Annotated in this window: 26 protein-coding genes; 9 read left to right on the forward strand and 17 right to left on the reverse strand. The window is 57.1% G+C overall.

What is annotated here, in order from left to right; all coding sequences use genetic code 11:
* Positions 1-7: 7 nt before the first annotated feature.
* The 7 genes from D8779_RS11515 to D8779_RS11545 form a co-directional block, all read right to left on the reverse strand.
* Positions 8-433 (reverse strand): GNAT family N-acetyltransferase, encoded by a 426-nt coding sequence (locus D8779_RS11515; RefSeq protein WP_136664627.1) that lies wholly within the window; start codon positions 431-433, stop codon positions 8-10.
* On the reverse strand, positions 426-1,592 hold the full coding sequence (locus D8779_RS11520; protein WP_136664628.1) for a ribosomal protein uL16 3-hydroxylase: 1,167 nt from the start codon (positions 1,590-1,592) through the stop codon (positions 426-428). Before D8779_RS11520 ends, D8779_RS11515 begins: the two co-directional genes overlap by 8 nt.
* Positions 1,593-1,670: 78 nt before the next feature.
* A complete protein-coding gene (gene purB, locus D8779_RS11525; protein WP_136664629.1) occupies positions 1,671-3,041 on the reverse strand; it encodes an adenylosuccinate lyase in 1,371 nt (456 codons plus the stop codon).
* A gap of 86 nt (positions 3,042-3,127) precedes the next feature.
* Complete coding sequence (locus D8779_RS11530; RefSeq protein ID WP_136664630.1) at positions 3,128-3,988, reverse strand: DMT family transporter; 861 nt, start codon at positions 3,986-3,988, stop codon at positions 3,128-3,130.
* A gap of 3 nt (positions 3,989-3,991) precedes the next feature.
* A complete protein-coding gene (hflD, locus tag D8779_RS11535; protein ID WP_136664631.1) occupies positions 3,992-4,612 on the reverse strand; it encodes a high frequency lysogenization protein HflD in 621 nt (206 codons plus the stop codon).
* Positions 4,609-5,727, reverse strand: a complete 1,119-nt coding sequence (gene mnmA, locus D8779_RS11540) for a tRNA 2-thiouridine(34) synthase MnmA (protein WP_136664632.1) — start codon at positions 5,725-5,727, stop codon at positions 4,609-4,611. The genes hflD and mnmA overlap by 4 nt, the downstream gene beginning before the upstream one ends.
* 60 nt (positions 5,728-5,787) lie before the next feature.
* Positions 5,788-6,228: an NUDIX hydrolase gene (locus D8779_RS11545; RefSeq protein ID WP_136664633.1), complete on the reverse strand. Its 441-nt coding sequence runs from the start codon at positions 6,226-6,228 to the stop codon at positions 5,788-5,790.
* Positions 6,229-6,549: 321 nt separating this feature from the next.
* Here D8779_RS11545 and icd point away from each other — a divergent pair, with 321 nt between their 5' ends.
* Positions 6,550-7,806, forward strand: a complete 1,257-nt coding sequence (gene icd, locus D8779_RS11550; protein ID WP_136664634.1) for an NADP-dependent isocitrate dehydrogenase — start codon at positions 6,550-6,552, stop codon at positions 7,804-7,806.
* 74 nt (positions 7,807-7,880) lie between these two features.
* Here icd and cspD read toward each other — a convergent pair whose 3' ends face one another.
* Entirely contained in the window at positions 7,881-8,144 is a 264-nt protein-coding gene (gene cspD / locus D8779_RS11555; protein ID WP_136664635.1) for a cold shock domain-containing protein CspD, read from the reverse strand.
* Between the two features lie 227 nt (positions 8,145-8,371).
* On the opposite strand from cspD, the gene clpS reads away from it, so the two are divergent.
* Positions 8,372-8,734 carry an ATP-dependent Clp protease adapter ClpS gene (gene clpS, locus D8779_RS11560; RefSeq protein ID WP_136664636.1) on the forward strand — a complete coding sequence of 121 codons (363 nt, stop codon included), beginning with the start codon at positions 8,372-8,374 and terminating at the stop codon, positions 8,732-8,734.
* A gap of 29 nt (positions 8,735-8,763) precedes the next feature.
* Positions 8,764-11,034 carry an ATP-dependent Clp protease ATP-binding subunit ClpA gene (clpA, locus tag D8779_RS11565; protein ID WP_136664637.1) on the forward strand — a complete coding sequence of 757 codons (2,271 nt, stop codon included), beginning with the start codon at positions 8,764-8,766 and terminating at the stop codon, positions 11,032-11,034.
* Positions 11,035-11,134: 100 nt separating this feature from the next.
* On the opposite strand, the gene infA is transcribed toward clpA, so the two are convergent.
* The 4 genes from infA to trxB all read right to left on the reverse strand — a co-directional run bounded on the left by infA (position 11,135) and on the right by trxB (position 13,912).
* A complete protein-coding gene (gene infA, locus D8779_RS11570) occupies positions 11,135-11,353 on the reverse strand; it encodes a translation initiation factor IF-1 (protein WP_002553999.1) in 219 nt (72 codons plus the stop codon).
* Positions 11,354-11,453: 100 nt separating this feature from the next.
* Positions 11,454-12,161, reverse strand: a complete 708-nt coding sequence (locus tag D8779_RS11575; protein WP_136664638.1) for an arginyltransferase — start codon at positions 12,159-12,161, stop codon at positions 11,454-11,456.
* 56 nt (positions 12,162-12,217) lie between these two features.
* Positions 12,218-12,898, reverse strand: a complete 681-nt coding sequence (gene aat / locus D8779_RS11580) for a leucyl/phenylalanyl-tRNA--protein transferase (RefSeq protein WP_136664639.1) — start codon at positions 12,896-12,898, stop codon at positions 12,218-12,220.
* Between the two features lie 63 nt (positions 12,899-12,961).
* Entirely contained in the window at positions 12,962-13,912 is a 951-nt protein-coding gene (gene trxB / locus D8779_RS11585; RefSeq protein ID WP_136664640.1) for a thioredoxin-disulfide reductase, read from the reverse strand.
* Between the two features lie 229 nt (positions 13,913-14,141).
* Here trxB and ftsK point away from each other — a divergent pair, with 229 nt between their 5' ends.
* The 6 genes from ftsK to cysG all read left to right on the forward strand — a co-directional run bounded on the left by ftsK (position 14,142) and on the right by cysG (position 21,795).
* Positions 14,142-16,544, forward strand: coding sequence for a DNA translocase FtsK (gene ftsK / locus D8779_RS11590; protein ID WP_136664641.1), 2,403 nt, complete (start codon positions 14,142-14,144; stop codon positions 16,542-16,544).
* A gap of 28 nt (positions 16,545-16,572) precedes the next feature.
* On the forward strand, positions 16,573-17,199 hold the full coding sequence (gene lolA / locus D8779_RS11595) for an outer membrane lipoprotein periplasmic chaperone LolA (RefSeq protein ID WP_136664642.1): 627 nt from the start codon (positions 16,573-16,575) through the stop codon (positions 17,197-17,199).
* Between the two features lie 32 nt (positions 17,200-17,231).
* Positions 17,232-18,557, forward strand: coding sequence for a replication-associated recombination protein A (locus tag D8779_RS11600; RefSeq protein WP_136664643.1), 1,326 nt, complete (start codon positions 17,232-17,234; stop codon positions 18,555-18,557).
* Entirely contained in the window at positions 18,554-18,928 is a 375-nt protein-coding gene (gene crcB / locus D8779_RS11605) for a fluoride efflux transporter CrcB (RefSeq protein ID WP_136664644.1), read from the forward strand. Before D8779_RS11600 ends, crcB begins: the two co-directional genes overlap by 4 nt.
* A 119-nt stretch (positions 18,929-19,047) precedes the next feature.
* The gene (serS, locus tag D8779_RS11610) at positions 19,048-20,328 is read left to right on the forward strand and encodes a serine--tRNA ligase (protein WP_136664645.1); all 1,281 of its coding nucleotides are present in this window, start codon (positions 19,048-19,050) and stop codon (positions 20,326-20,328) included.
* A gap of 72 nt (positions 20,329-20,400) precedes the next feature.
* Positions 20,401-21,795 (forward strand): siroheme synthase CysG, encoded by a 1,395-nt coding sequence (gene cysG / locus D8779_RS11615; RefSeq protein WP_136664646.1) that lies wholly within the window; start codon positions 20,401-20,403, stop codon positions 21,793-21,795.
* On the opposite strand, the gene D8779_RS11620 is transcribed toward cysG, so the two are convergent.
* From D8779_RS11620 to tusD, 5 genes are read right to left on the reverse strand one after another with little or no spacing between them, the layout of a single operon-like run.
* Positions 21,780-22,766, reverse strand: a complete 987-nt coding sequence (locus tag D8779_RS11620; protein WP_136664647.1) for a glycosyl transferase family protein — start codon at positions 22,764-22,766, stop codon at positions 21,780-21,782. The genes cysG and D8779_RS11620 overlap by 16 nt on opposite strands.
* Positions 22,763-23,098 carry a TusE/DsrC/DsvC family sulfur relay protein gene (locus D8779_RS11625; protein WP_136664648.1) on the reverse strand — a complete coding sequence of 112 codons (336 nt, stop codon included), beginning with the start codon at positions 23,096-23,098 and terminating at the stop codon, positions 22,763-22,765. The genes D8779_RS11620 and D8779_RS11625 overlap by 4 nt, the downstream gene beginning before the upstream one ends.
* Positions 23,095-23,394 (reverse strand): sulfurtransferase complex subunit TusB, encoded by a 300-nt coding sequence (gene tusB / locus D8779_RS11630; protein WP_136664649.1) that lies wholly within the window; start codon positions 23,392-23,394, stop codon positions 23,095-23,097. The genes D8779_RS11625 and tusB overlap by 4 nt, the downstream gene beginning before the upstream one ends.
* Positions 23,394-23,753: a sulfurtransferase complex subunit TusC gene (tusC, locus tag D8779_RS11635; RefSeq protein ID WP_136664650.1), complete on the reverse strand. Its 360-nt coding sequence runs from the start codon at positions 23,751-23,753 to the stop codon at positions 23,394-23,396. Before tusC ends, tusB begins: the two co-directional genes overlap by 1 nt.
* 1 nt (position 23,754) lies before the next feature.
* On the reverse strand, positions 23,755-24,147 hold the full coding sequence (gene tusD / locus D8779_RS11640; protein ID WP_136664651.1) for a sulfurtransferase complex subunit TusD: 393 nt from the start codon (positions 24,145-24,147) through the stop codon (positions 23,755-23,757).
* Positions 24,148-24,151: the final 4 nt, after the last annotated feature.

The following is a 24,151-nucleotide window of genomic DNA, read 5'->3' on the forward strand; positions in this document are numbered from 1 at the left end:
TCAGCCTCTAGGCGCTGCTGCGCACCATGTCCACATGGGGGATGCCGGCGTCCAGGTATTCCCCGCTGACGATGGCAAACCCGAGCTTTTCATAAAAGGCGGTAGCCTGCACCTGGGCGCTGAGCATTTGCTGGGTCAGGTTGCGTTTTTCCGCTTCTGCGATCACCGCCTGGATCAGCGCGACACCTACATTCAAACCGCGCCAGTCCTTGAGTACCGATACCCGGCCGATATGCCCATCGGGCAACAGGCGCGCGGTGCCGATCGGGTAGTCGCCTTCCAATGCAAGAAAATGCACAGCATCAGCGTCCTCGGCATCCCATTCGAGTTCCGGCGGCACCGCTTGTTCCGCGATAAACACGGTTTCACGAATGCGTCGCAGGTCAGCGTTGTCCTTCTGCCAGTCGGCCAGGCGAACGTGTATCTCACTCATCAGCAAACTCCAGGCTGCCTTGCTTGACCAGTTCAACCACTAGGTTACGCCCTTCGTCATCCGCGAGCCATGGACCGAGGTTGTCGATGTGCAGGGCATCCGCCGCGCAGACCAGCTTCAACAATTCACGCAGGCTGGCTGACAGCAGACGGCTTTGGCCGCTGGCAAATAACACCAGGTCTTCCCCCACTTCAGACCAGGCCAGGCGCGCGCTGGGGTTGCGGATCAAAACGGCGCCGTCCTCCAGGCTTGCAAGGAGGTTATCTTCATCAATTTCGGTGCCGGCGATCAGCTCCGGGTAACGCGGCTCGGTCATAAACTGGCCGAACCAGGTCATCAGCAGGCGCTCATCGCTCATGTGTTCGGTGAGCAGGGCTTTGAGGCGGTCCAGCGAATCACGCTGGATCTGCGTCGGGTCGCTGGTTGGCTGCGCGTCGGCGTCGCTGTAGCGTTCTTCATCGGGCAGAAACTGGCCGAGAAAGTCGGTGAAATGGGTCAGAACTTCAGCGGCGCTTGGCGCACGGAAGCCTACGGAATACGTCATACAGTCATCCTCAGCGGTACCACAGTGGGCCAGAAGCGGCGGCAGGTAGAGCATGTCGCCAGGTTCCAGAACCCATTCTTCAGTTTTAACGAATTCGGCGAGGATCTTTAGATCCGCGTGTTGCAGCGTCGGGCTGTCGGAGTCGCACATTTGGCCAATCTGCCAGCGGCGCGAGCCGAAACCTTGCAGCAGGAATACATCGTAATTATCGAAATGCGGGCCCACGCCGCCGCCCGGTGCGGCGAAGCTGACCATCACATCGTCAATGCGCCACTTGGGCAGAAATTTGAACTCTTCCAGCAGTTCGGCGACTTCCGGTACGAACTGGTCGACGGCCTGCACCAGCAAGGTCCAGTCACGCTCTGGCAGCTCGGCGAAGGCGTCTTCGGCGAACGGGCCGCGACGCAGTTCCCAAGGGCGTTCACCATGTTCGATGACCAAGCGTGATTCGATCTCTTCTTCGAGGGCCAGGCCTGCCAGCTCATCAGGGGAAATCGGGCTCTCGAAACCGGGAATGGCCTGGCGCACCAGCAAGGGTTTTTTCTGCCAGTAATCGCGCATGAACTCGCGCGCGGTAATACCACCCAGCAGTTGTAGCGGAGTATCAGGATTCATCGCTAAGCCCTTGAAATAAATAAATACCCATAAATAAAAACGCCCGGCGCAGCCGGGCGTCTGGGTGGCTGTTACCGTTTAGATACGCTTGGCCTGGGCGACCGCGTTGCCAATGTAGTTGGCCGGGGTCAGTAGCTTGAGCTCGGCCTTGGCGGCGGCGGGCATGTCCAAGCCGTCAATAAAGGTTTGCAGCGCTTCTGGGCTAATGCCTTTGCCACGGGTCAGCTCTTTGAGCTTCTCGTAGGGGTTCTCGATGGCGTAGCGACGCATGACGGTCTGGATCGGCTCGGCGAGCACTTCCCAGCAGGCATCCAGATCAGCGGCAATGCGCGCTTCGTTCAGCTCCAACTTGCTAATGCCTTTGAGGCTGGCTTCATAAGCAATCACGCTGTGAGCAAAACCAACACCCAGGTTACGCAGCACGGTGGAGTCGGTCAGGTCGCGCTGCCAGCGCGAAATCGGCAGCTTGCTGGCCAGGTGCTGGAACAGTGCGTTGGCGATACCCAGGTTGCCTTCGGAGTTCTCGAAGTCGATCGGGTTGACCTTGTGCGGCATGGTCGAGGAGCCGATTTCTCCCGCGATGGTGCGCTGTTTGAAATAGCCCAGGGAGATATAGCCCCAGATGTCGCGGTCGAAGTCGATCAGGATGGTGTTGAAGCGTGCGATGCCATCGAACAGCTCGGCGATGTAGTCGTGCGGTTCGATCTGCGTGGTGTAGGGGTTGAACTGCAAGCCCAGGTCACCTTCGATGAACTGCTTGGCGTTGGCCTCCCAGTCGATCTGTGGGTAAGCCGACAGGTGGGCGTTGTAGTTGCCCACTGCGCCGTTGATTTTGCCGAGCAGCGGAACGGCTGCAACTTGAGCGATTTGCCGCTCTAGGCGGTAAACCACGTTGGCCAGTTCTTTACCCAGGGTAGTCGGCGAAGCCGGCTGGCCGTGGGTGCGCGAGAGCATCGGTACGTCGGCGAATTTGATCGCCAGCTCGCGGATCGCTTCGGCAGTTTGACGCATTAGCGGCAGCAGTACGTCATCACGGCCGGCGCGCAGCATCAGGGCGTGGGACAGGTTGTTGATGTCCTCACTGGTGCAGGCGAAGTGGATGAACTCGCTGACCTTGTCCAGCTCAGGCAGCTTGGCCGCTTGTTCCTTGAGCAGGTACTCCACGGCTTTAACGTCGTGGTTGGTGGTGCGCTCGATTTCTTTGACGCGCTCGGCGTGCTCGACGGCGAAGTTCTCCGCCAGCTCATTCAAGATGGCCTGAGCTTCGGCGGAGAAGGGCGCAACTTCTGTAACACCTTCATGGGCGGCGAGGCGTTGTAGCCAGCGCACTTCAACCATGACGCGAAAACGGATTAAGCCGTATTCGCTGAAAATTGGGCGCAGAGCGCTGGTTTTGCCGGCGTAACGGCCATCAACGGGGGAAACCGCGGTGAGCGAAGAAAGCTGCATGGGAGGCGTTCTCGGACAATCGGGCATTGAAAAGGGCGCGTATCATACATGAAATCGGTGGCTGAATTGTGCTTGCTTGCTACCGTTCAGCTGCGCTTGCTTCGTGTAATGGAAAACAGGCTGGCGCTGAAAATCAGTGCAGCGCCTAACAGTGAGGTCAGGTCAGGGGTTTCTCCCCAGCGCAGCCAGGCAATCAGCCCGGCAAATACAATCGCCAAGTAGGCAAAAGGCCCTATTAAACCCGGCGGCGCCAGGCCGTAGGCCTTGGACATAATGATCTGGCTGGCGGTAGCCAGCAGGCCGATCACCAACAACAGCCCCAACTCATGTTGCGTCATAGGCTGCCAAGCCCACGCCATGGGAATGGCCGAGATCAGGGCGCTGAACATGGAGAAATAGAACACGATTCGATACGCCGGCTCGGTATCGCTCATTTCTCTAATTGAGACAAAGGCAAAAGCAGCCATCACGCTGGCTGCGAGGCCAATCAACGCCTGGCTGTCGAGCAGCGCCGCCGATGGCTTGGCCACCAGCAGCACGCCGACCAGGCCGATAGCGCTGGTACTTAGCATGCGCTTGCTCAGTGGCTCTTTTAGCCACCACCAGGCAATCAGCGGGGTAAAAAGCGGAGCTGAGTAGGTGAACAGCATGGCGTCGGCCAAAGGCAGGTGGGCAATGGCGTAAAAGAAGCAGTACATCGCTGCCAGGCCATAGGTGGTGCGCCACATGTGCGACTTCACGCGTGTGGTCTTCAGCGGCTGCACGCCCCTGAGCAGGATCAGCGGCAGAAAGAACAGCACGCCAACCAGGTTGCGAAAGAACACCACCGACTCGTTGTTGACGCTGGCTGAGACTTCGCGGATGCCAACCCCCATCAACGAAAACAGCAGCGCAGAGAGCGCCAGCAATGCTGCACCGTGCAGGGGTTTGACCGAGCGCGTGGTCATGGCTCAGCCCCGCAGTAGTGGGTAAAGCTCTTTGAGCAGCTTGCTTCGACTGAATAACATCTGCCAGCGGTGACCACCCAGTTGGCGCCACAGGCGTGCAGAGCGAATGCCAGCAAGGAGCAGTGCGCGAATCTTCGCTGCGTTGTTGGCCTGCTGCAGGTGGCGCATATCGCCTTGCACCTGAATACGCTGACGGAAGGTGCTGATAGTGTCCTGATACAGGCTGCCGCAGTTGGCAATCACGTTCTCATGGGTCGGGCCGAAGTGTTCGACCTGTTGTTGAACCTGGTCGAGGCGGCTGCCCATCACCTGGAGCATATCGTCGCGCTTGTTCAGTTGACGCTCCAGTGAGGTCAAAGCCAGTGCGTAGCGTAACGGGTCTCTCTGCAGGCTGCCTGGGTCGCGTTCCAAGGCACTCACCAGTGCGCGGTAGCCGTCACGCAGATTGAGGTCATCGCCGCCGTATACATCCAGCGTGCTTTTCGGATCGCGCACCAACAGGCTGTTGATCAGGCACGCCACCGCAGGCTCACTCACTTGACCCGTTCGCGCCAGTTTGTCGACTAACACCGCCGATTCAAACACCGCGCCGAGTGCAATTAATTGTTCCTGAATCGGGCTCATGGGCGTTGATCCCGCTTGGTCCAAGGCTCGGCCACTTCAATTACGCCACCACCGAGGCAGATTTCACCGTCGTAAAACACCACAGATTGGCCTGGGGTGACGGCGCGCTGCGGTTCAACGAAGGTGGCGCGGTAGCCAGTGGCGGTTTGCTCCAGCGTGCAATGCTGGTCAGCCTGTCGATAGCGCACCTTGGCTGTCAGCTGGCGTGGAGCACTCAGATCAATCGGGTTGACCCAGTAAATTTCCGAGGCGATCAGGGCGCGGCTGAACAACCAAGGATGCTCATTACCCTGGCCGACCACCAATACGTTGCGCTCAAGGTCTTTGTGCAAGACATACCAAGGCTCGTCGCTGGCATCTTTCAAGCCGCCAATGCCCAAGCCCTGCCGCTGGCCCATGGTGTGATACATCAAGCCATGGTGGCGGCCAATAACTTCGCCGTTTGTGGTTTCGATATTGCCCGGCTGAGCAGGCAGGTACTGCTTGAGGAAGTCGCTGAAACGGCGCTCGCCGATAAAGCAGATGCCGGTGGAGTCTTTCTTCTTAGCCGTGGCCAGCTCGTATTTCTCGGCAATCGCGCGCACCGCTGGTTTTTCCAGCTCACCGACCGGGAACAATGTTTTTGCAATCTGCTCGCCGCCAACGGCGTGGAGGAAGTAGCTCTGATCTTTATTCGGATCAAGGCCCTTGAGCAGTTCGGTGCGCCCGTCGACGTCACGGCGGCGCACGTAATGGCCGGTGGCGATGAGGTCTGCACCGAGCATCAAGGCGTAGTCGAGGAAGGCTTTGAACTTGATCTCACGGTTACACAGAATGTCCGGATTCGGCGTGCGCCCGGCTTTGTACTCCGCCAGGAAATGCTCGAACACGTTGTCCCAGTACTCGGCGGCGAAGTTGGCGGTGTGCAGCTTAATGCCAATTTTATCGCACACCGCCTGAGCATCGGCCAGGTCATCCATGGCCGTGCAATAGTCGGTGCCGTCATCCTCGTCCCAGTTTTTCATGAACAGGCCTTCGACCTGATAACCCTGCTCAAGCAACAGGAGGGCTGAAACGGAGGAGTCTACGCCGCCGGACATGCCGACGATGACGCGCTGGGTGCTTGGCTCATGCATGAGAATACGGGACACGGCTTGGAAAAGAGGGCGATTCTAGCAGGCCGGTGCGCTCGGCCGTTAATCGCGGATCAGGGACAACGGAAAACACTCGCCACTCAGGTAGTCATCAATACAACGCAACACCAATTCGCTACGCCAGCGCTCGGGCTGCGCGGCCAGTTCGTCGCGGGTCAGCCAGCGCGGGCCGATGATGCCCTCATCCAAAGGATGGTTGGCGCGCTGTTGCAGAGGTTTGCCGGCGAAACATACCCGTTGATAGGTGATGCCATTGCTCGGAGCCGTATACAGGTAGATGCCGGTTACACCGGTTAACTCGACATCCCAGCCGGTTTCTTCAAGGGTTTCACGCAGTGCGGCTTGTATGAGACTTTCGTCGGCTTCCAAGTGGCCGGCAGGCTGATTAAATACGGCGCGGTTATCGGCCATTTCTTCAACCAATAGGAAGCGTCCTTGATCCTCAATAATGCTTGCGACAGTTACATGCGGGATAAAACGCATCAGACATCCTCGAGTCTTTTGGGTTTGTGGCGTGACCATTTAGGTCGGGGAATGACCTAAAGCAATTGCTTGCCGAGCTGCTAGGCTCAAGTCGTTTTAATGGATGCAATGTGTAGCGCTCTTGTAGTTTGACTACAAGGTGTCGATTTGGTCTAGTCGTAGACCTGTAATAGCCGGTATATGTAGTGTTTTCAATGGATAAAGTGCGTGACTTTCTGTAGAAAAACTACAAAAATGCATCGCCTTCCGAGACCGAAAAAGACCTATTCAGCACGTCATCTACGTGACTGAATGCCTGACCACGAAAAAGCGGAGTCCAGCATGGGATACCAAAAGATCCAGGTGCCAGCCACCGGTGACAAAATCACCGTTAATGCCGATACATCCCTGAACGTACCGAACAATCCAATCATCCCTTTTATTGAAGGTGATGGTATCGGTATCGATATCAGCCCAGTCATGATCAAAGTCGTTGATGCTGCCGTACAGAAAGCTTACGGCGGCGAGCGCAAGATCTCCTGGATGGAAGTTTACGCGGGCGAAAAAGCCACTCAGGTTTACGATCAAGACACGTGGCTGCCTCAGGAAACCCTGGACGCGGTCAAAGATTACGTCGTTTCCATCAAAGGCCCGTTGACCACTCCAGTGGGCGGCGGCATTCGTTCTCTGAACGTTGCTCTGCGTCAGCAGCTCGACCTGTATGTCTGCCTGCGCCCGGTGCGTTGGTTCGAAGGCGTACCAAGCCCGGTTAAAAAGCCTGGCGACGTCGACATGACCATCTTCCGTGAGAACTCGGAAGACATCTACGCCGGTATCGAGTGGAAAGCCGGTTCGCCTGAGGCGATCAAGGTCATCAAATTCCTCAAGGAAGAGATGGGTGTTACTAAAATCCGTTTCGACCAAGACTGCGGTATCGGCGTTAAGCCTGTTTCCAAAGAAGGCACTAAGCGTCTGGCACGCAAGGCTCTGCAGTATGTGGTCGATAACGACCGCGACTCGCTGACCATCGTGCACAAAGGCAACATCATGAAGTTCACCGAAGGTGCCTTCAAAGAGTGGGCCTACGAGATTGCAGCCGAAGAGTTTGGCGCAACCCTGCTTGATGGCGGTCCTTGGATGCAGTTCAAGAATCCGAAAACCGGCAAGAACGTTATTGTCAAAGATGCCATTGCCGACGCCATGCTGCAGCAGATCCTGCTGCGTCCAGCTGAGTACGATGTAATCGCCACCCTGAACCTCAATGGCGACTACCTGTCTGACGCCCTGGCGGCTGAAGTGGGCGGTATCGGTATCGCGCCAGGTGCGAACCTGTCCGACACCATTGCCATGTTCGAGGCTACTCACGGTACTGCACCTAAGTACGCGGGCAAGGACCAGGTGAACCCAGGCTCACTGATCCTTTCTGCTGAAATGATGCTGCGTCATATGGGTTGGGTCGAAGCAGCTGACCTGATCATCAAGGGCACCAATGGCGCTATCTCGGCCAAAACCGTGACCTATGACTTCGAGCGACTGATGGACGGCGCTAAGCTCCTGTCTTGCTCGGCGTTTGGTGATGCGCTGATTTCGCACATGTAAGCGAAGCGGCAATGCAAAAAGAAAGGCCGGTCAAATGACCGGCCTTTTTTGTGGGCGATTAATTGCCCAGGTAATCAGACTTCAACCGTTGCATCCTGGTGCTGCTTGATAGCAGTGGGCGCTTCACTGGCGGCAATCGCCGCGCTGATGTTTACGGCGTGGAGTCCTTTTGGACCTTGAATAATATCGAAGCTCACCGGCTGGCCAGCCTTCAGCGTTTTATAGCCGTCCATCTGGATAGCCGAGTAGTGGGCGAACAGGTCCTCATCTCGACCATCGGCCAGGATGAATCCATAGCCTTTGGCGTTGTTGAACCACTTGACCTTACCGCTAACCATGCTGATATCCCTCTGCAAAGGACTCCATCACTGGAGTATCATCCACTTCAATTTCACGCATTGCTTGACGTGAGCCCGCAAAGCTGTGAAACCCCTTAATACCCACACTGGGTATTCATTGTTTGTAACACCGTTTTGCCGATAGTCAAGGCAATGCTGTAACTGGCTGAGAAGCCGTTCAAACTCTGTCTAGCACAGACTATTCGCCCATCAACGAAGCTTTCAGCATGCATGCACGTAGCCAGATTCGACTAACATTCAATCAGGATCGCCCGGCAGAGCATGAGGACGATTCCTTCGGCTTAGCCGTTCAGGAATCCAAGCCCGCTCTGCAGGCTCCTCCTATGTATAAAGTGATCTTGTTTAATGATGACTACACACCAATGGATTTTGTGGTCGAGATTCTCGAGGTGTTTTTTAGCCTGAATCGAGAAATGGCGACCAAAGTCATGCTGGCCGTCCATACAGAAGGGCGGGCAGTGTGTGGAGTGTTTACCCGCGATATTGCTGAAACCAAAGCGACACAGGTGAATCAATATGCGAGAGAGAGCCAGCATCCGCTACTCTGTGAAATAGAGAAGGACGGTTAACGCCGGCCACTTGGGCATGAGGTGAAGCTATGTTAAATCGAGAGCTCGAAGTCACCCTCAATCTGGCTTTCAAGGAGGCTCGTACCAAGCGTCATGAATTTATGACGGTTGAGCACTTGCTGCTGGCCCTGTTGGATAATGAGGCTGCCGCGAGTGTATTGCGCGCGTGCGGGTCCAACCTGGACAAACTGCGGAATGATCTGCAGGAGTTTATAGACTCCACCACGCCGCTGATCCCTCAGCATGATGAAGAACGCGAGACCCAGCCTACGCTGGGCTTTCAGCGTGTTCTGCAGCGCGCAGTGTTTCACGTACAGAGTTCTGGCAAGCGTGAAGTGACTGGCGCCAATGTTCTGGTTGCGATTTTCAGTGAACAAGAAAGCCAGGCTGTGTTTCTGCTTAAACAGCAAAGTGTTGCGCGCATTGATGTAGTCAATTTTATTGCGCACGGCATTTCCAAGGTGCCGGGTCACGGTGGTCACTCCGAAGCCGAGCAGGAAATGCAGGATGAGGAGGGTGGTGAGTCTGCTAGCTCCAGCAATCCGTTGGATGCCTATGCCAGCAACCTGAATGAGCTAGCTCGCCAAGGACGTATTGATCCGTTGGTAGGTCGTGAGCTTGAGGTTGAGCGCGTGGCGCAGATTCTCGCGCGTCGACGCAAGAATAACCCGCTGCTGGTTGGCGAAGCTGGGGTTGGTAAAACCGCTATCGCCGAAGGTTTAGCCAAGCGCATTGTCGACAACCAGGTGCCTGATCTGCTGGCGGATAGCGTGGTCTACTCACTGGATCTTGGCGCATTGCTGGCGGGCACTAAGTACCGGGGCGATTTCGAGAAGCGCTTGAAAGCTCTGCTCAATGAGTTGCGCAAACGTCCTCATGCCATTTTATTTATTGATGAAATCCACACGATCATTGGTGCGGGTGCTGCGTCTGGCGGGGTTATGGATGCGTCCAACCTGCTAAAACCTATGTTGTCCTCGGGTGAAATTCGCTGCATCGGCTCGACGACCTTCCAAGAGTTTCGCGGCATCTTTGAGAAAGATCGGGCTCTGGCGCGACGCTTCCAGAAAGTTGATGTGGTTGAGCCCTCAGTCGAAGACACCATCGGTATCCTGCGTGGGTTGAGAAGCCGCTTTGAGCAGCACCACAGCATTGAGTACAGCGATGAGGCGTTGCGCGCAGCTGCCGAACTGGCCTCGCGCTATATCAATGACCGGCATATGCCAGACAAGGCCATCGATGTGATTGACGAAGCGGGTGCCTATCAGCGCTTGCAGCCTCTGGATAAGCGTTTGACCCGTATCGATGTGGCGCAGGTTGAAGATATCGTGGCGAAAATTGCCCGTATTCCCCCTAAGCGCGTCAGCAGTTCGGATAAAGAGCTGCTGCGTAGCCTTGAGCGTGACCTTAAGCTCACGGTGTTTGGTCAGGATGCCGCAATTGATTCGCTGTCGACCGCAATCAAGCTGTCGCGCGCAGGGCTTAAAGCGCCTGACAAGCCTGTAGGCTCTTTCCTGTTCGCCGGGCCCACTGGAGTCGGCAAGACCGAAGCTGCACGCCAGTTGGCCAAGGCCTTGGGCGTTGAGCTGATTCGCTTTGACATGTCCGAATATATGGAGCGACACACTGTGTCGCGCCTGATCGGTGCACCGCCAGGCTATGTCGGCTTTGATCAGGGCGGTTTATTAACTGAGGCAATTACCAAAACACCGCATTGCGTGCTGCTGCTCGATGAGATCGAAAAGGCTCACCCGGAAGTCTTTAACTTGCTGTTGCAGGTTATGGATCATGGCACCCTGACCGATAACAACGGCCGCAAGGCGGACTTCCGTAACGTGATTGTGATCATGACCACCAACGCCGGCGCTGAAGTGGCGGCGCGCGCATCCATTGGCTTCACCCATCAGGACCACTCGTCCGATGCCATGGAGGCAATCAAGAAGAGCTTCACGCCGGAGTTCCGCAACCGTCTGGATACCATTATTCAGTTCGGCCGCCTGAGCCATGAGGTGATCAAGAGCATCGTCGACAAGTTCCTCACCGAACTGCAGGCGCAGCTCGAGGATAAGCGCGTCACGCTGGAGGTCAGCGATGCAGCGCGCAGCTGGTTGGCAGAAAGTGGTTATGACGTACAAATGGGCGCTCGGCCTATGGCGCGCTTGATCCAAGATAAGATCAAGCGTCCATTGGCGGAAGAAATCCTGTTTGGTGAGCTGGCTGAGCATGGTGGTGTGGTGCACATCGATATCGAAGGTGGTGAGTTGACCTTTGATTTCGAAACCACGGCAGAAATGGCCTAAGTGTAGTTTTCTTACGCCCACAAAAACGCCCGGCAATGCCGGGCGTTTTTACTGGAGCTTGGTGTAACAGATGCCGGAAAACTAAGTTTTCACAGGCCTGTTAACGGGCGCGATACGTAATGCGACCTTTGCTCAAGTCATAAGGCGTAAGCTCAACACGAACTTTGTCGCCAGTCAGAATGCGGATGTAATTTTTGCGCATCTTTCCGGAGATGTGCGCAGTAACGACGTGCCCATTTTCCAACTCCACACGGAACATGGTGTTGGGCAGGGTGTCGACGACAGTGCCTTCCATTTCGAAGCTGTCTTCTTTCGACATGCAGTAAAGCCCTCGGTATCCAATGAATGGCCCGGTGCAACTGGCGCCAGGCAAAAGCGGCGTGCATTGTGCCCGAATTTTGAGGTTTGCGCCAAGGGCTTCAGTTAAGACTGACCCAACGTTGATTGACGAACAGCTCTATGGGGCGGTATTGAGTCTTATAACTCATCTTGCGGCAGTTCTTGATCCAGTAGCCCAGATAGACAGCATGCAGCCCGAGACGCGTCGCTTCAGCAATTTGCCAGAGGATGGCAAAGCGCCCCAGGCTGCGCCGTTCCTCGCTTGGCTCATAAAACGTGTAGACCGCGGACAACCCATTGGGCAGTACATCAGTCACGGCAATTGCGAGGAGGCGGTTGTTGTGGCGGAACTCATAGAAGCGCGAAAAAGCTAGATCGCGCACTAAAAATGTTGCGAATTGCTCGCGGTTGGGCGGGTACATATCGCCATCGGCATGCCGCTGCTCAATGTAGCGAACGTACAGCGCGTAATATTCTTCGGTAAATGCCGGGCGCACCAGGCGCACCTGGATACCCTGGTTGCGTTTGAAAATGCGTCTTTGCTGGCGATTGGGGCTGAACTGCCCCACAGGTATGCGCGCAGGTACACAGGCGGTGCAGCGCTGGCAATGGGGGCGATAGAGGTGGTCGCCGCTGCGGCGAAAGCCCATTTCCGATAATTCAGCGTAAACATCCGCATCCATGGGCTGACTGGGGTCGAGGAACAGGGTTGTGGCTTGTTCATCGGGCAGGTAGCTGCAGGTATGCGGTTGAGTGGCATAAAACTTCAAGCGGGCCAGCTCAGTCATTATCGACTCTCGGAATCAGTCTTCATCCCAGTGTAAGCCAGGCTGACAAACTCCGCCTAGACGGTCCAGTCAGCCTGGCTGGGCTGATCAAGATGAATGCTCAGGTAGCGAGAGAACTCAGCGCGTGAAATTGTCTGGGCCCCGAGGCTAAGCAAGTGTTCGGTCGGCATCTGGCAATCAATCAGAACAAAGCCCCATGCTCGCAAACGCTCAATCAGCGTGACAAACCCCACCTTAGACGCATTGTCCGCACGACTAAACATCGACTCACCAAAAAATAGCTGCCCCATTGCCAGGCCATAAAGGCCGCCAACCAGTTCGTTGTCACGCCAGACTTCGACTGAATGCGCCACGCCACGCTCATGCAGCGCCAGGTAAGCCTCCTGCATCGGGCTGGTGATCCAAGTCTCAGTCGCATAGCTGCGCGGTGCTGCGCAGGCGCAAATGACCGCGGAAAAAGCCTGATCAAAGGTCACTTGGTATCGTCCCTGGCGCAGCACCTTGGCTAGGCTGCGTGAGATATGCAGCGCATCAGGAAGTAGAACCGTACGTGGATCGGGCGACCACCATAGGATCGGCTGACCATCCTGAAACCAGGGGAAACAGCCATGACGATAAGCTTGGATTAAACGCTCGGGGCGTAAGTCACCACCAGCGGCCAGCAGGCCGTTGGGCTCACGCAGCGCTTTATTGAGGGGAGGGAAGTCCAGTGAGTCGCGTTGCAGCCATGTGAGCATGCGCAGAGCCGGGGTTGAATCGAGAAGAGGGCAGGGCGGACTGTATGTCCGCCCCTGGATGGATCAATTGTCGTCGAGGAACTTCTCGACATCCAGCGCAGCCATACAGCCGGCCCCTGCCGAGGTGATGGCTTGTCGATAGACATGGTCGGCTACGTCGCCAGCGGCGAATACACCTTCAATGCTGGTGGCTGTCGCATTGCCTTCATTGCCACCTTTGATCAACAGGTAGCCATCACGCATTTCCAGTTGACCGTGGAACAAATCGGTATTGGGTTTGTGACCAATGGCGATAAATACACCCGCGAGTGGCAGGTCCGTGGTTACGCCGGTCTGCGCATCCTTCAGGCGTGCTCCGGTGACCCCGGTGTTATCGCCCAGCACTTCTTCCAGTGAGTGGTTCCAATGCAGTACGACGTTACCATTGGCAGCTTTGTCGAACAGCTTGTCCTGAAGAATTTTCTCCGCGCGCAGCTTGTCGCGACGGTGTACTAGGTGAACTTCCTTGGCGATATTCGACAGATACAACGCTTCTTCGACTGCGGTGTTGCCGCCGCCAATCACTGCAACGACCTGGTTGCGATAGAAGAAGCCATCGCAGGTGGCGCACGCCGACACACCCTTGCCGGCAAATGCTTCTTCCGACGGCAGGCCTAGGTATTGAGCCGATGCACCCGTGGCGATAATCAGCGCATCACAGGTGTAGGTGGCACTGTCGCCTTGCAGTGTGAAGGGGCGTGACTGCAGCTCAGCAGTATGAATGTGGTCGTAGACGATCTCGGTTTCAAAGCGCTCGGCATGCTTTTGCATACGTTCCATCAGCGCTGGGCCGGTCAGGCCTTCAACGTCGCCCGGCCAGTTATCCACTTCAGTGGTGGTCGTCAGCTGACCTCCGGGTTGGATGCCGGTAATGATCACGGGCTTGAGGTTGGCGCGGGCAGCGTAAACGGCAGCGCTATAACCGGCAGGGCCGGAGCCCAGGATGATCAAGCGTGAATGCTTGACTTCGCTCATAAAAACACCTCATAAGCCTTTGTCACAAAAGAGAATGCATGCTCCAATTGAGCAGCACGGAAGATGTTGGCGGATATGCTACACCGAAGCGGGTAAAGAGCGGGAGTCAAGCATAAGGCTGTTTATTCATACAGTTCGGCCTGGTATCGTTTGGCCAAACCCGTACAATCGCTGCATCTTTTGCCGTTAACCAATTATTCGGCGCCTGTGGCGCAGGAACAGATGCGTTTTGAAGAAATCTAGCCCAACCGCACAAGCACCTCTCTGGCGCCAGCAGCTGCCTTATCGACTGAAAGAAGGCGCTTTGATTGGCCTGGGTGCACTTTGCCTTTACTTATGGATGGCTCTGCTCACTTACGATGCGGCCGATCCAGGCTGGACTCACACCAGCAATGTCGAGCAGGTACAGAACGCCGCCGGCCGCGCCGGTGCCTGGTTTGCCGACATCCTGTTTATGGCGTTGGGCTACTTCGCCTATCTATTCCCGTTACTGCTGGCGGTTAAAACCTTCCAAGTTTTCCGTGCCCGGCATCAGCCTTGGCAATGGAGCGGTTGGTTATTCTCCTGGCGGCTGATTGGTCTGGTGTTTTTAGTGCTGTCGGGCGCGGCGTTGGCTTACATCCATTTTCATGCCAGCGCCAGCATGCCGGCCTCTGCGGGCGGTGCGCTGGGGGAAAGCCTCGGCCAATTGGCGATCAACGCACTAAATGTGCAGGGCAGCACGCTGTTACTGATTGCGTTGTTCCTGTTTGGTTTGACAGTGTTTACCGACCTTTCCTGGTTCAAGGTGATGGACCTGACTGGCAAGATCACGCTGGATCTGTTTGAACTGATCCAGGGGTTGGCTAACCGTTGGTGGAGCGCGCGTGCGGAGCGCAAGCAGCTGGTGGCACAACTGCGTGAGGTCGATGAGCGAGTCAGCGAGGTATCAGCGCCGATCGTGCTTAATCGCCGCGAGCAGGCCAAGGTCAAGGAACGACTGATCGAGCGTGAAGATGCGCTGAGCAAACATATGACGGAGCGAGTTAATCGCCCAGCGCCTGTCATCACGCCACCGGCAGCGCCGAAAGCGGCGGAATCTAGCAAGCGCGTGCAGAAAGAAAAGCAAGTGCCGCTATTCGTTGACAGTGCTATCGAAGGCACACTGCCTCCTATCTCTATCCTTGATCCGGCAGAGGTCAAGAAAGTCGCCTATTCCCCAGAGTCGTTGGCTGCGGTTGGCCACCTGCTGGAAATAAAACTCAAGGAGTTTGGTGTCGAGGTGTCGGTTGACTCGATCCATCCTGGCCCGGTGATTACCCGTTACGAGATTCAACCGGCGGCCGGGGTCAAGGTCAGCCGTATTTCCAATTTGGCCAAAGACCTGGCTCGCTCGCTCGCTGTGACCAGTGTGCGTGTGGTTGAAGTGATCCCAGGTAAAACCACGGTCGGTATCGAGATACCCAACGAAGATCGTCAGATCGTACGTTTTTCCGAGGTGCTGTCATCCCCTGAGTATGACGATGCCAAATCCCCCGTGACCTTGGCGCTGGGCCACGACATTGCCGGCAAACCAATTATTACCGACTTGGCGCGGATGCCACACTTGCTGGTGGCGGGCACCACGGGTTCCGGTAAGTCGGTTGGGGTCAACGCGATGATCCTGTCGATTTTGTTCAAGTCCACGCCGGAAGAGGCGCGCTTGATCATGATCGACCCGAAAATGCTCGAACTGTCGATTTATGAAGGTATTCCGCACCTGTTGTGCCCGGTGGTGACCGACATGAAAGAAGCCGCCAACGCCTTGCGTTGGTCGGTGGCTGAAATGGAACGCCGCTACAAGCTGATGTCGAAGATGGGCGTGCGTAACCTGGCCGGTTTCAACCGCAAGGTCAAAGATGCCATTGAGGCAGGTGAGCCGCTGTCTGACCCGCTGTATAAGCGCGAAAGCATGCACGACGAGGCGCCGTTGCTGAAAACCCTGCCAACCATCGTGGTGGTGGTCGACGAGTTTGCCGACATGATGATGATTGTTGGCAAGAAGGTCGAAGAGCTCATTGCGCGCATCGCACAGAAGGCGCGTGCCGCCGGGATCCACCTGATTCTTGCAACCCAGCGGCCGTCGGTGGATGTAATCACCGGCCTGATTAAAGCCAACATCCCGACACGCATGGCTTTTCAGGTGTCGAGCAAGATCGATTCGCGCACCATCATTGACCAGGGTGGGGCTGAGCAGTTGCTGGGGCATGGTGACATGCTCTATATGCCGCCGGGCACCAGTCTACCGATCCGTGTGCACGGTGCCTTTGTTTCTGATGAAGAGGTTCATCGCGTAGTTGAAGCCTGGAAGCAGCGCGGCACGCCTGACTACATCGAAGAAATCCTTAATGGTGCTGAAGAGGCCGGTAGCGGTTTTGACGGAGGCAGCGGCGAGGGTGGTGACGACAGCGAGACGGACGCGCTCTACGATGAGGCGGTCAATTTTGTCTTAGAAAGTCGCCGCGCCTCTATTTCCGCTGTCCAGCGTAAATTAAAAATTGGCTACAACCGAGCTGCTCGGATGATCGAAGCCATGGAAATGGCCGGTGTGGTCACCTCAATGAACACCAATGGCTCTCGCGAGGTCATAGCACCAAGCCCTGTTCGCGATTAATACCTCGCCCTAATTGATAAGGAGTCCCATGCGCCTGATTCGCATGCTGTTGCTGACCATTTTGAGTGTTACCAGTGTTGCCGCCATGGCCGACGATGAAGTCGCGGTGCAGCGCTTGACCGTGCTGCTCAACCAAGCCCAAACCATTACTGCGCGTTTTTCCCAGCTGACGCTGGACGGCAGCGGTACCCAGCTCCAGGAAACCGCCGGCCAGCTCTCGCTCAAACGGCCGGGTTTATTTCGCTGGCATACTGATGCCCCTATGGAGCAATTACTGGTCTCCAACGGTGAGAAGGTCTGGCTGTATGATCCGGATCTCCAGCAAGTCACCATCCAGACTCTCGACCAACGCCTGACTCACACCCCAGCATTGTTGCTTTCGGGTGATGTGTCGAAAATCCGCGAGAACTTCGAAATCAGCCACAAAGAAAGTGGCGATGTGGTCGATTTCATCCTTAAGCCGAAATCCAAGGACACCCTGTTTGACAGCCTGCGGTTGTCGTTTCGCAACAAGGTGCTCAACGATATGCAGTTGATCGATAGCATCGGTCAGCGCACTAACATTCTTTTTCTCAACGTGAAGATGAATGAACCCCAGGACGATGCACAGTTCACTTTTGAGGTCCCGGCCGGCGCGGACGTAATTCAAGAGTAGAAAGCTCAAAAGCAGAGGCGTTTAGCGCAGTCATGGACCTGTTTCGCAAAGCTCCCATCGCTCAACCCCTGGCTGCCCGACTGCGTGCAGCCAGCCTGGATGAGTACGTCGGCCAGGAGCACTTGCTGGCACGCGGCAAACCTCTGCGTGAAGCGCTGGAGCAGGGCGCGCTGCATTCGATGATTTTCTGGGGGCCTCCGGGCGTCGGCAAAACCACCCTTGCGCGGCTCTTGGCTCAGGTTTCCGACGCACACTTCGAGACGATTTCCGCCGTGCTCTCCGGGGTCAAGGAAATTCGCCAGGCCGTCGAAGTGGCACAGCAACACGCCGCGCAATATGGCCGCCAGACCATTCTGTTTGTCGATGAAGTCCACCGTTTCAACAAGTCGCAGCAGGATGCCTTCCTGCCCTACGTGGAAGACGGCACCCTGATTTTTATCGGTGCTACCACGGAAAATCCCTCGTTCGAGCTGAACAACGCTTTGCTCTCACGGGCCCGCGTTTATGTGCTGAAAAGCCTGGATGAAAGTGCGCTGCGCAAGCTGGTTGAGCGCGCCTTGAGTGACCCAAAAGGTCTGGGTGAGCGCCAGTTGAGCCTGCCCGAGGAGAGTTTCAAAATTCTTCAGGCTGCGGCCGACGGCGATGGTCGGCGGTTACTCAATTTTTTGGAAAACGCCGCCGACCTGGCCGAAGACGGCAGCGAGATTGGTAGTGAGCTGCTGCTCAACCTGCTAGGTGACACTCGCCGGCGTTTCGACAAGGGCGGCGAAGCCTTTTACGACCAGATATCGGCGCTGCACAAATCGGTGCGCGGCTCCAGCCCGGACGGCGCGCTGTATTGGTTTGCTCGCATGCTCGATGGCGGCTGTGATCCGCTGTATATCGCCCGCCGGGTGGTGCGTATGGCCAGTGAGGACATCGGTAATGCCGATCCGCGCGCACTGACTCTGTGCCTGAATGCCTGGGATGTGCAGGAGCGCCTCGGCAGCCCAGAAGGTGAGCTGGCCGTGGCGCAGGCGATTGTTTACCTGGCCTGCGCGCCGAAGAGTAATGCGGTGTACAACGCTTTCAAAGCGGCCATGCGCGATGCCGCTGAGCATGGCTCGCAGGAAGTACCGCTGCACCTGCGTAATGCGCCGACCAAGCTGATGAAAGAGTTGGGCTACGGCGACGAATATCGCTACGCCCATGACGAGCCGGATGCTTATGCGGCGGGGGAGGATTACTTTCCCGAAACTTTCGAGCCGCGCGAGTATTACCAGCCGGTGCCGCGCGGTCTTGAGCTAAAAATTCGCGATAAATTGCAGCATTTGAAAAACCAAGATCGCAACAGCCCTCGCCAGCGGAGAGCGCCATGATTCGTGTGGCGCTGGCCGTTGCGCTTGGTGGAGCGGTAGGCTCTGTGCTGCGTTTTCTTACGTTCAGCTGGGTTGCAGCGCAGTGGCCTAGGCATTTCTACCTGAGCACCTTCGCTGTCAATATCCTGGGTTGCTTACTAATCGGCCTGCTTTCCGGCTTGTTTTTACTGCGCAGCGACCTGCCCATCGAGTTGCGCAGCGGCCTGATTATTGGGCTGCTTGGCGGCTTCACTACCTTTTCCTCATTCAGCTTGGAGTTGCTCAAGCTGTTTGAAAGTGGCCGCCACAATGAGGCCTTCGCCTATCTACTGTGTAGCGTAATCGGCGGTGTACTTGCTGTATGGGCTGGTTTTGCCCTGGCGCGCTTCTAGCTGCGGCCACGCCGGCTCGCTCGCGGTGTGGCTCCAACCCGGTTAAAGCCTTAAACTGCGCGGCATTGCGCGCCATGGCCACGGCCATGCAAACCCTTGTGATGTGTTGAGACCCGAACATGCTTGATTCCAAACTCGTCCGTACCCAGCTCCATGAAGTGGCCGAGCGCCTGGCTGCCCGTGGTTTTGTCCTTGATGTAGCCCGTTTTGAAGCGCTTGAAGCCCAGCGCAAGACGCTGCAGACCCGCACCGAGCAGCTGCAAGCCGAACGTAACAGTCGCTCCAAATCCATTGGCCAGGCTAAGCAGCGCGGTGAAGACATTACGCCGTTGCTGGCCGAAGTGGACCAGATGGGCAGCGACCTGGAGCAGGGCAAACGTGAACTCGATGGCATTCAAGCTGAGCTCGACAATCTGCTGCTGAGTATTCCCAACCTGCCGCATGAGTCGGTACCGGTCGGCGCCGACGAAGAGGGCAACGTTGAGGTTTCGCGCTGGGGTACTCCGCGCAGCTTCGACTTTCCAATTCAGGACCACGTCGCCTTGGGCGAGCAGCATGGCTGGTTGGATTTTGAAACCGCCGCCAAGCTGTCGGGTGCACGCTTTGCCGTACTGCGTGGCCCGATTGCGCGCATGCACCGCGCACTTGCACAATTTATGATCAACCTGCACACCGGCGAGCATGGCTACGAAGAAGCCTACACGCCTTATCTGGTGCAAGCTCCGGCGCTGCAAGGGACCGGTCAGCTGCCGAAGTTCGAAGAAGACCTGTTCAAGATCAGTCGTGAAGGCGAAGCCGATCTGTACCTGATCCCAACGGCCGAAGTGTCGCTGACCAATATCGTTGCAGGTGAAATTCTTGACCTTAAGCAACTGCCGCTGAAGCTCGTTGCGCACACGCCGTGCTTTCGCAGCGAAGCGGGGGCATCCGGTCGTGATACCCGCGGCATGATCCGCCAGCATCAGTTCGATAAGGTCGAAATGGTGCAGATCGTCGAGCCGAGCCAGTCCTTGGAAGCGTTGGAAAGCCTGACCGGCAATGCTGAACGTGTGCTGCAGCTGCTTGAGTTGCCATATCGAAAGTTGGCGCTGTGCACCGGCGACATGGGCTTCAGCGCAGTGAAGACCTACGACCTAGAGGTCTGGGTGCCGAGCCAGGATAAATACCGCGAGATTTCATCCTGTTCCAACTGCGGTGACTTCCAGGCGCGCCGCATGCAGGCGCGCTACCGCAACCCGGAAACCGGTAAGCCAGAACTGCTGCACACCCTTAATGGCTCAGGCCTTGCGGTGGGGCGCACCCTAGTGGCTGTGCTGGAAAACTACCAGCAGGCCGACGGCAGCATACGCGTGCCGGATGTACTGAAGCCTTACATGGGCGGCATCGAGATGATCGGCTAAGCCGGCTTCAGTTGCGCGCAACGGGGCGGCCAGTGCCGCCCCGTTTTGTTTACCCGATAGAGAGCATGCGTCATGGATTTTCTGCCCCTGTTCCACAAACTGCAGGATCGCCTGGTACTGGTGGTCGGTGGCGGCGAAGTTGCCGTGCGCAAGGCGCGCTTGCTCAGTGATGCAGGGGCAACGCTGCGGGTCGTAGCGCCGGACATCCGTGAGGAGTTGCGCGAAATGGCCGCCGCTCGCAATGGCGAGGTGCTGTTGCGAGATTACCAGCCGACTGATCTGCAAGGCGTAGCGTTGGTCATTGCCGCTACCGATGATGAGCCGTTGTACGCGCAGATATCGGCCCAGGCTCAGGCCCTGGGTATCCCGGTTAATGTGGTGGATGCACCTAAGCTGTGCAGCGTGATTTTCCCCGCTATCGTCGACCGTTCACCGCTGATTGTGGCAATTACCAGTGGCGGCGATGCACCGGTGTTGGCCCGGCTGATTCGCGCCAAGATCGAGACCTGGATTCCGGCCGCTTATGGCCAATTGGCCGGTTTGGCCAAGCGCTTTCGTGCCCAGGTCAAAGGACTGTTTCCCGATGTACAGCAGCGCCGGGTGTTCTGGGAGGATGTGTTCCAGGGCCAGGTCGCCGAAAGTGTCTTCGCCGGCAAACTGCAAGAAGGTCAGCGTCTGCTGGAAGAGAAGATTGCCGGGATTGCTCCGCGTACCTTGGGTGAGGTGTATCTGGTTGGGGCTGGGCCGGGTGATCCTGATCTATTGACCTTCCGCGCCCTGCGCTTGATGCAGCAAGCTGACGTGGTGCTGTATGACCGCCTGGTGGCGCCGGCGATCATCGAGCTGTGCCGCCGCGATGCCGAGCGTATCTATGTGGGTAAGCAGCGCGCCGAGCATGCCGTGCCGCAGCAACAGATCAATCAGCGTTTGGTCAGCCTAGCCAAAGAAGGCAAACGCGTGCTGCGCCTAAAGGGCGGTGACCCGTTTATTTTCGGTCGTGGTGGCGAAGAAATTGAAGAGCTGGCCGCCCACGGCATTCCCTTTCAGGTGGTGCCTGGGATTACGGCTGCTTCAGGCTGCGCGGCTTATGCCGGGATTCCACTGACCCACCGTGACCATGCGCAGTCCGTGCGTTTTGTCACCGGCCACCTGAAAGATGGCAGCAGCGATCTGCCCTGGAGCGAGCTCACCGCAAGCAGCCAGACCTTGGTGTTTTATATGGGTTTAGTGGGGCTGCCGATGATCTGCCAGCAACTGATTGCTCACGGCCGGGCCGCTACAACTCCGGCGGCATTGATCCAGCAGGGCACTACGCAGAACCAGCGGGTGTTTACCGGTACTCTGGCCAACTTGGCCGAACTGGTTGCGGAGCATGAAGTGCATGCGCCGACCCTGGTAATCGTCGGCGAAGTGGTGCAGCTACGGGAGAAACTGGCTTGGTTCGAAGGGGCTCAGGCCAGTGTCTGATTGCGCGCAGCCCATAGCTGGGTCGCGCGCTCCAGGGCTTGTTCACGCGGTTCGCCGAGGGCGCGCAAGGCCAGTGCCATGGTGCTGATTACGGCAAGCTGGCCGTAATCATCGGCCACTTCACCGCGCCAGAATGCGCTCAGGTGGGTCGGTTGCAATGAGCTGGGTTTGACGTGACGTAATGCGGAAAGCGCCGGCCATTCCTCATCCCAGTTCGCGCCGTTGGCCGTGCCATACAGGTGGCTGGTGGCGTCCGGATTGATCTCGATTTCACCGCCTTCACCCTTGATCACCACCGCGCTATCACCGAGCAACTGGCTGGCTTCGCGGTGCACCGCCTGATAACCCGGATGAAAGATGCTCTGCAGGCCGCAACGCGCGCCCAGTGGGTTGAGGATGCGTGCCAGAGAATGAATCGGTGAGCGCAGGCCGAGAATATTGCGCAGGTCAATCATCCGTTGTAGCTGCGGCATCCAGTCGCCCAGTGGAATAAACGCCAGCTGCTGTTGTGCCAAGGCCTGCTCGACACTGCTCCAGTTGCGGCACAGCGGAATATGCAGGGCTTCGAGTAGCTGTTCGCTGTACATGCGCCCGGCAGTATGCGGGCCGCCGCCGTGCAGCAGGATGCGAATACCGCTGCCTGCCAGGGCTTTGGCAGCCAACAAAAACCAAGGCAGGTGACGTTTTTTCCCGGCGTAGCTCGGCCAGTCAAGGTCGACCTGGATTGCAGGCGCCTGCAAACGCGCCCTCACGGCTTCGGCAAAGCCGGCCATTTCTTCGGCGCTCTCTTCCTTGTGCCGCAGCAACATCAGGAATGCACCCAACTGGCTTTCCTCTGCCTGGCCATCGAGGAGCATGCCCATGGCGTCGCGGGCTTCCTCACGGGTCAGGTTGCGCGCACCGCGCTTACCCTTGCCGAGAATGCGCACAAATTGAGCGAAGGGATGTTCCGGCGGAGTCACAAGGTTCATAGGCAATTGGTCGGCTTGGGCAGGCCCGCCAGCTTGGCGGCGAGTTTGGCAGGAGTGCCATTGAACAGGCGATTTAGGTTCAGGCTATTGCCTTTCTCGGGGCCGAGTTTGACGGCAATAAATTTAATCAGCGGACGATTGGCCGGCGACAATTGAAATTCGTCGTAAAAGCTGCGCACCAGCCAGAGAATTTCCCAATGATCGGCGCTCAGGTTGATGCCTTCACGTTCTGCCAGGGCGTGCGCAGCGGCCTCGGACCAGTCGGCCAGGTCGAGCAAATAGCCGTCCTTGTCGAGCGCAAGACGACAACCTTCAACATTCAATGCCGTCATAGCCAGGTGTTTACCTTGCTGTATTGGCAGCTCAGCGCAACGAAAGCGGGGTAATCGACCAGTGTGAGGCGGGCAGGTAGCTCAAGGCCACGAGCCTGGACATCTTCATCCAGGGCGTACAGAGCGATGGCTTCTGGCATCAATTCCAGCGCCTGGAGCTGTGCGCTGCCGGCCTGTAAGGCATAGACGGCATCACCACACAGCAGCAAGGCATCCTGGCTGCCGAGTAGGCGCAGGCAACTGCTCAGACGGCTATCGGTAAAGGGCGAGTGCGAGAGTACGTGCAAAGTAGCCATCAGAGCGTAATCACCTGGTCGTAACGGTCAATCAGAGCGCTTAGCCCGGCATCATCCAAGCGCTCGACCGCGAGGGTCTCGGGGTGGTCGTGCAGGCCGCGTTCTTCCAGGCTGCGCTGGGCAACATAGAGTGCTTCGACACCGAACATCGGCAAGGCCTGCAAATTGGCGCCGAGGTCTTTCTGCTGCAAGCTGGCGGGTTGCTGTGCACCGCTCAGCTGGAATACCCCGTCATCGAGAAACAGCATGCCAATCGGCAAATCGAAGGCTCCGCCGGCTAGGGCAATATCCAGCGCTTCGCGCGCTCCGGGGCCGGACCAGGGCGCTTGACGGCTGATGATCAACAGCGACTTGCTCATCTCAAGGCCCTCCGAAACATACCAATCGATCCGCCAACTGCGCCGCTTCGTGCAGCTGCCCAAGCCCGGAAAGCTCCCAGGGCGCATCCAGGTTGGCAGCGGTGCGCGAGTAACGTTGCGCCTCGTCGTCATTCAATACGCCACGACGTAGAGCAGCGGCGATACACACCACAGCATCCAGTTGCTGCGCTTGCACGAACTCACGCCATTCGCGTGGCAGATCCACTTCATCCTGCGCGCAGATCACATTGCTCGACGCGCTGTGAACGCCGTCCTGATAGAAGAACAGCCGCACAATTTCATGTCCACCCGCCAATACCGCCTGAGCAAAGCGCAGCGCTCGACGTGAGGAGGGCGCATGAGGAGGGGAGAACAAGGCGATGGCGAACTTCATAGCA

The organism is Pseudomonas leptonychotis (assembly GCF_004920405.1).
GTDB lineage: Bacteria > Pseudomonadota > Gammaproteobacteria > Pseudomonadales > Pseudomonadaceae > Aquipseudomonas > Aquipseudomonas leptonychotis.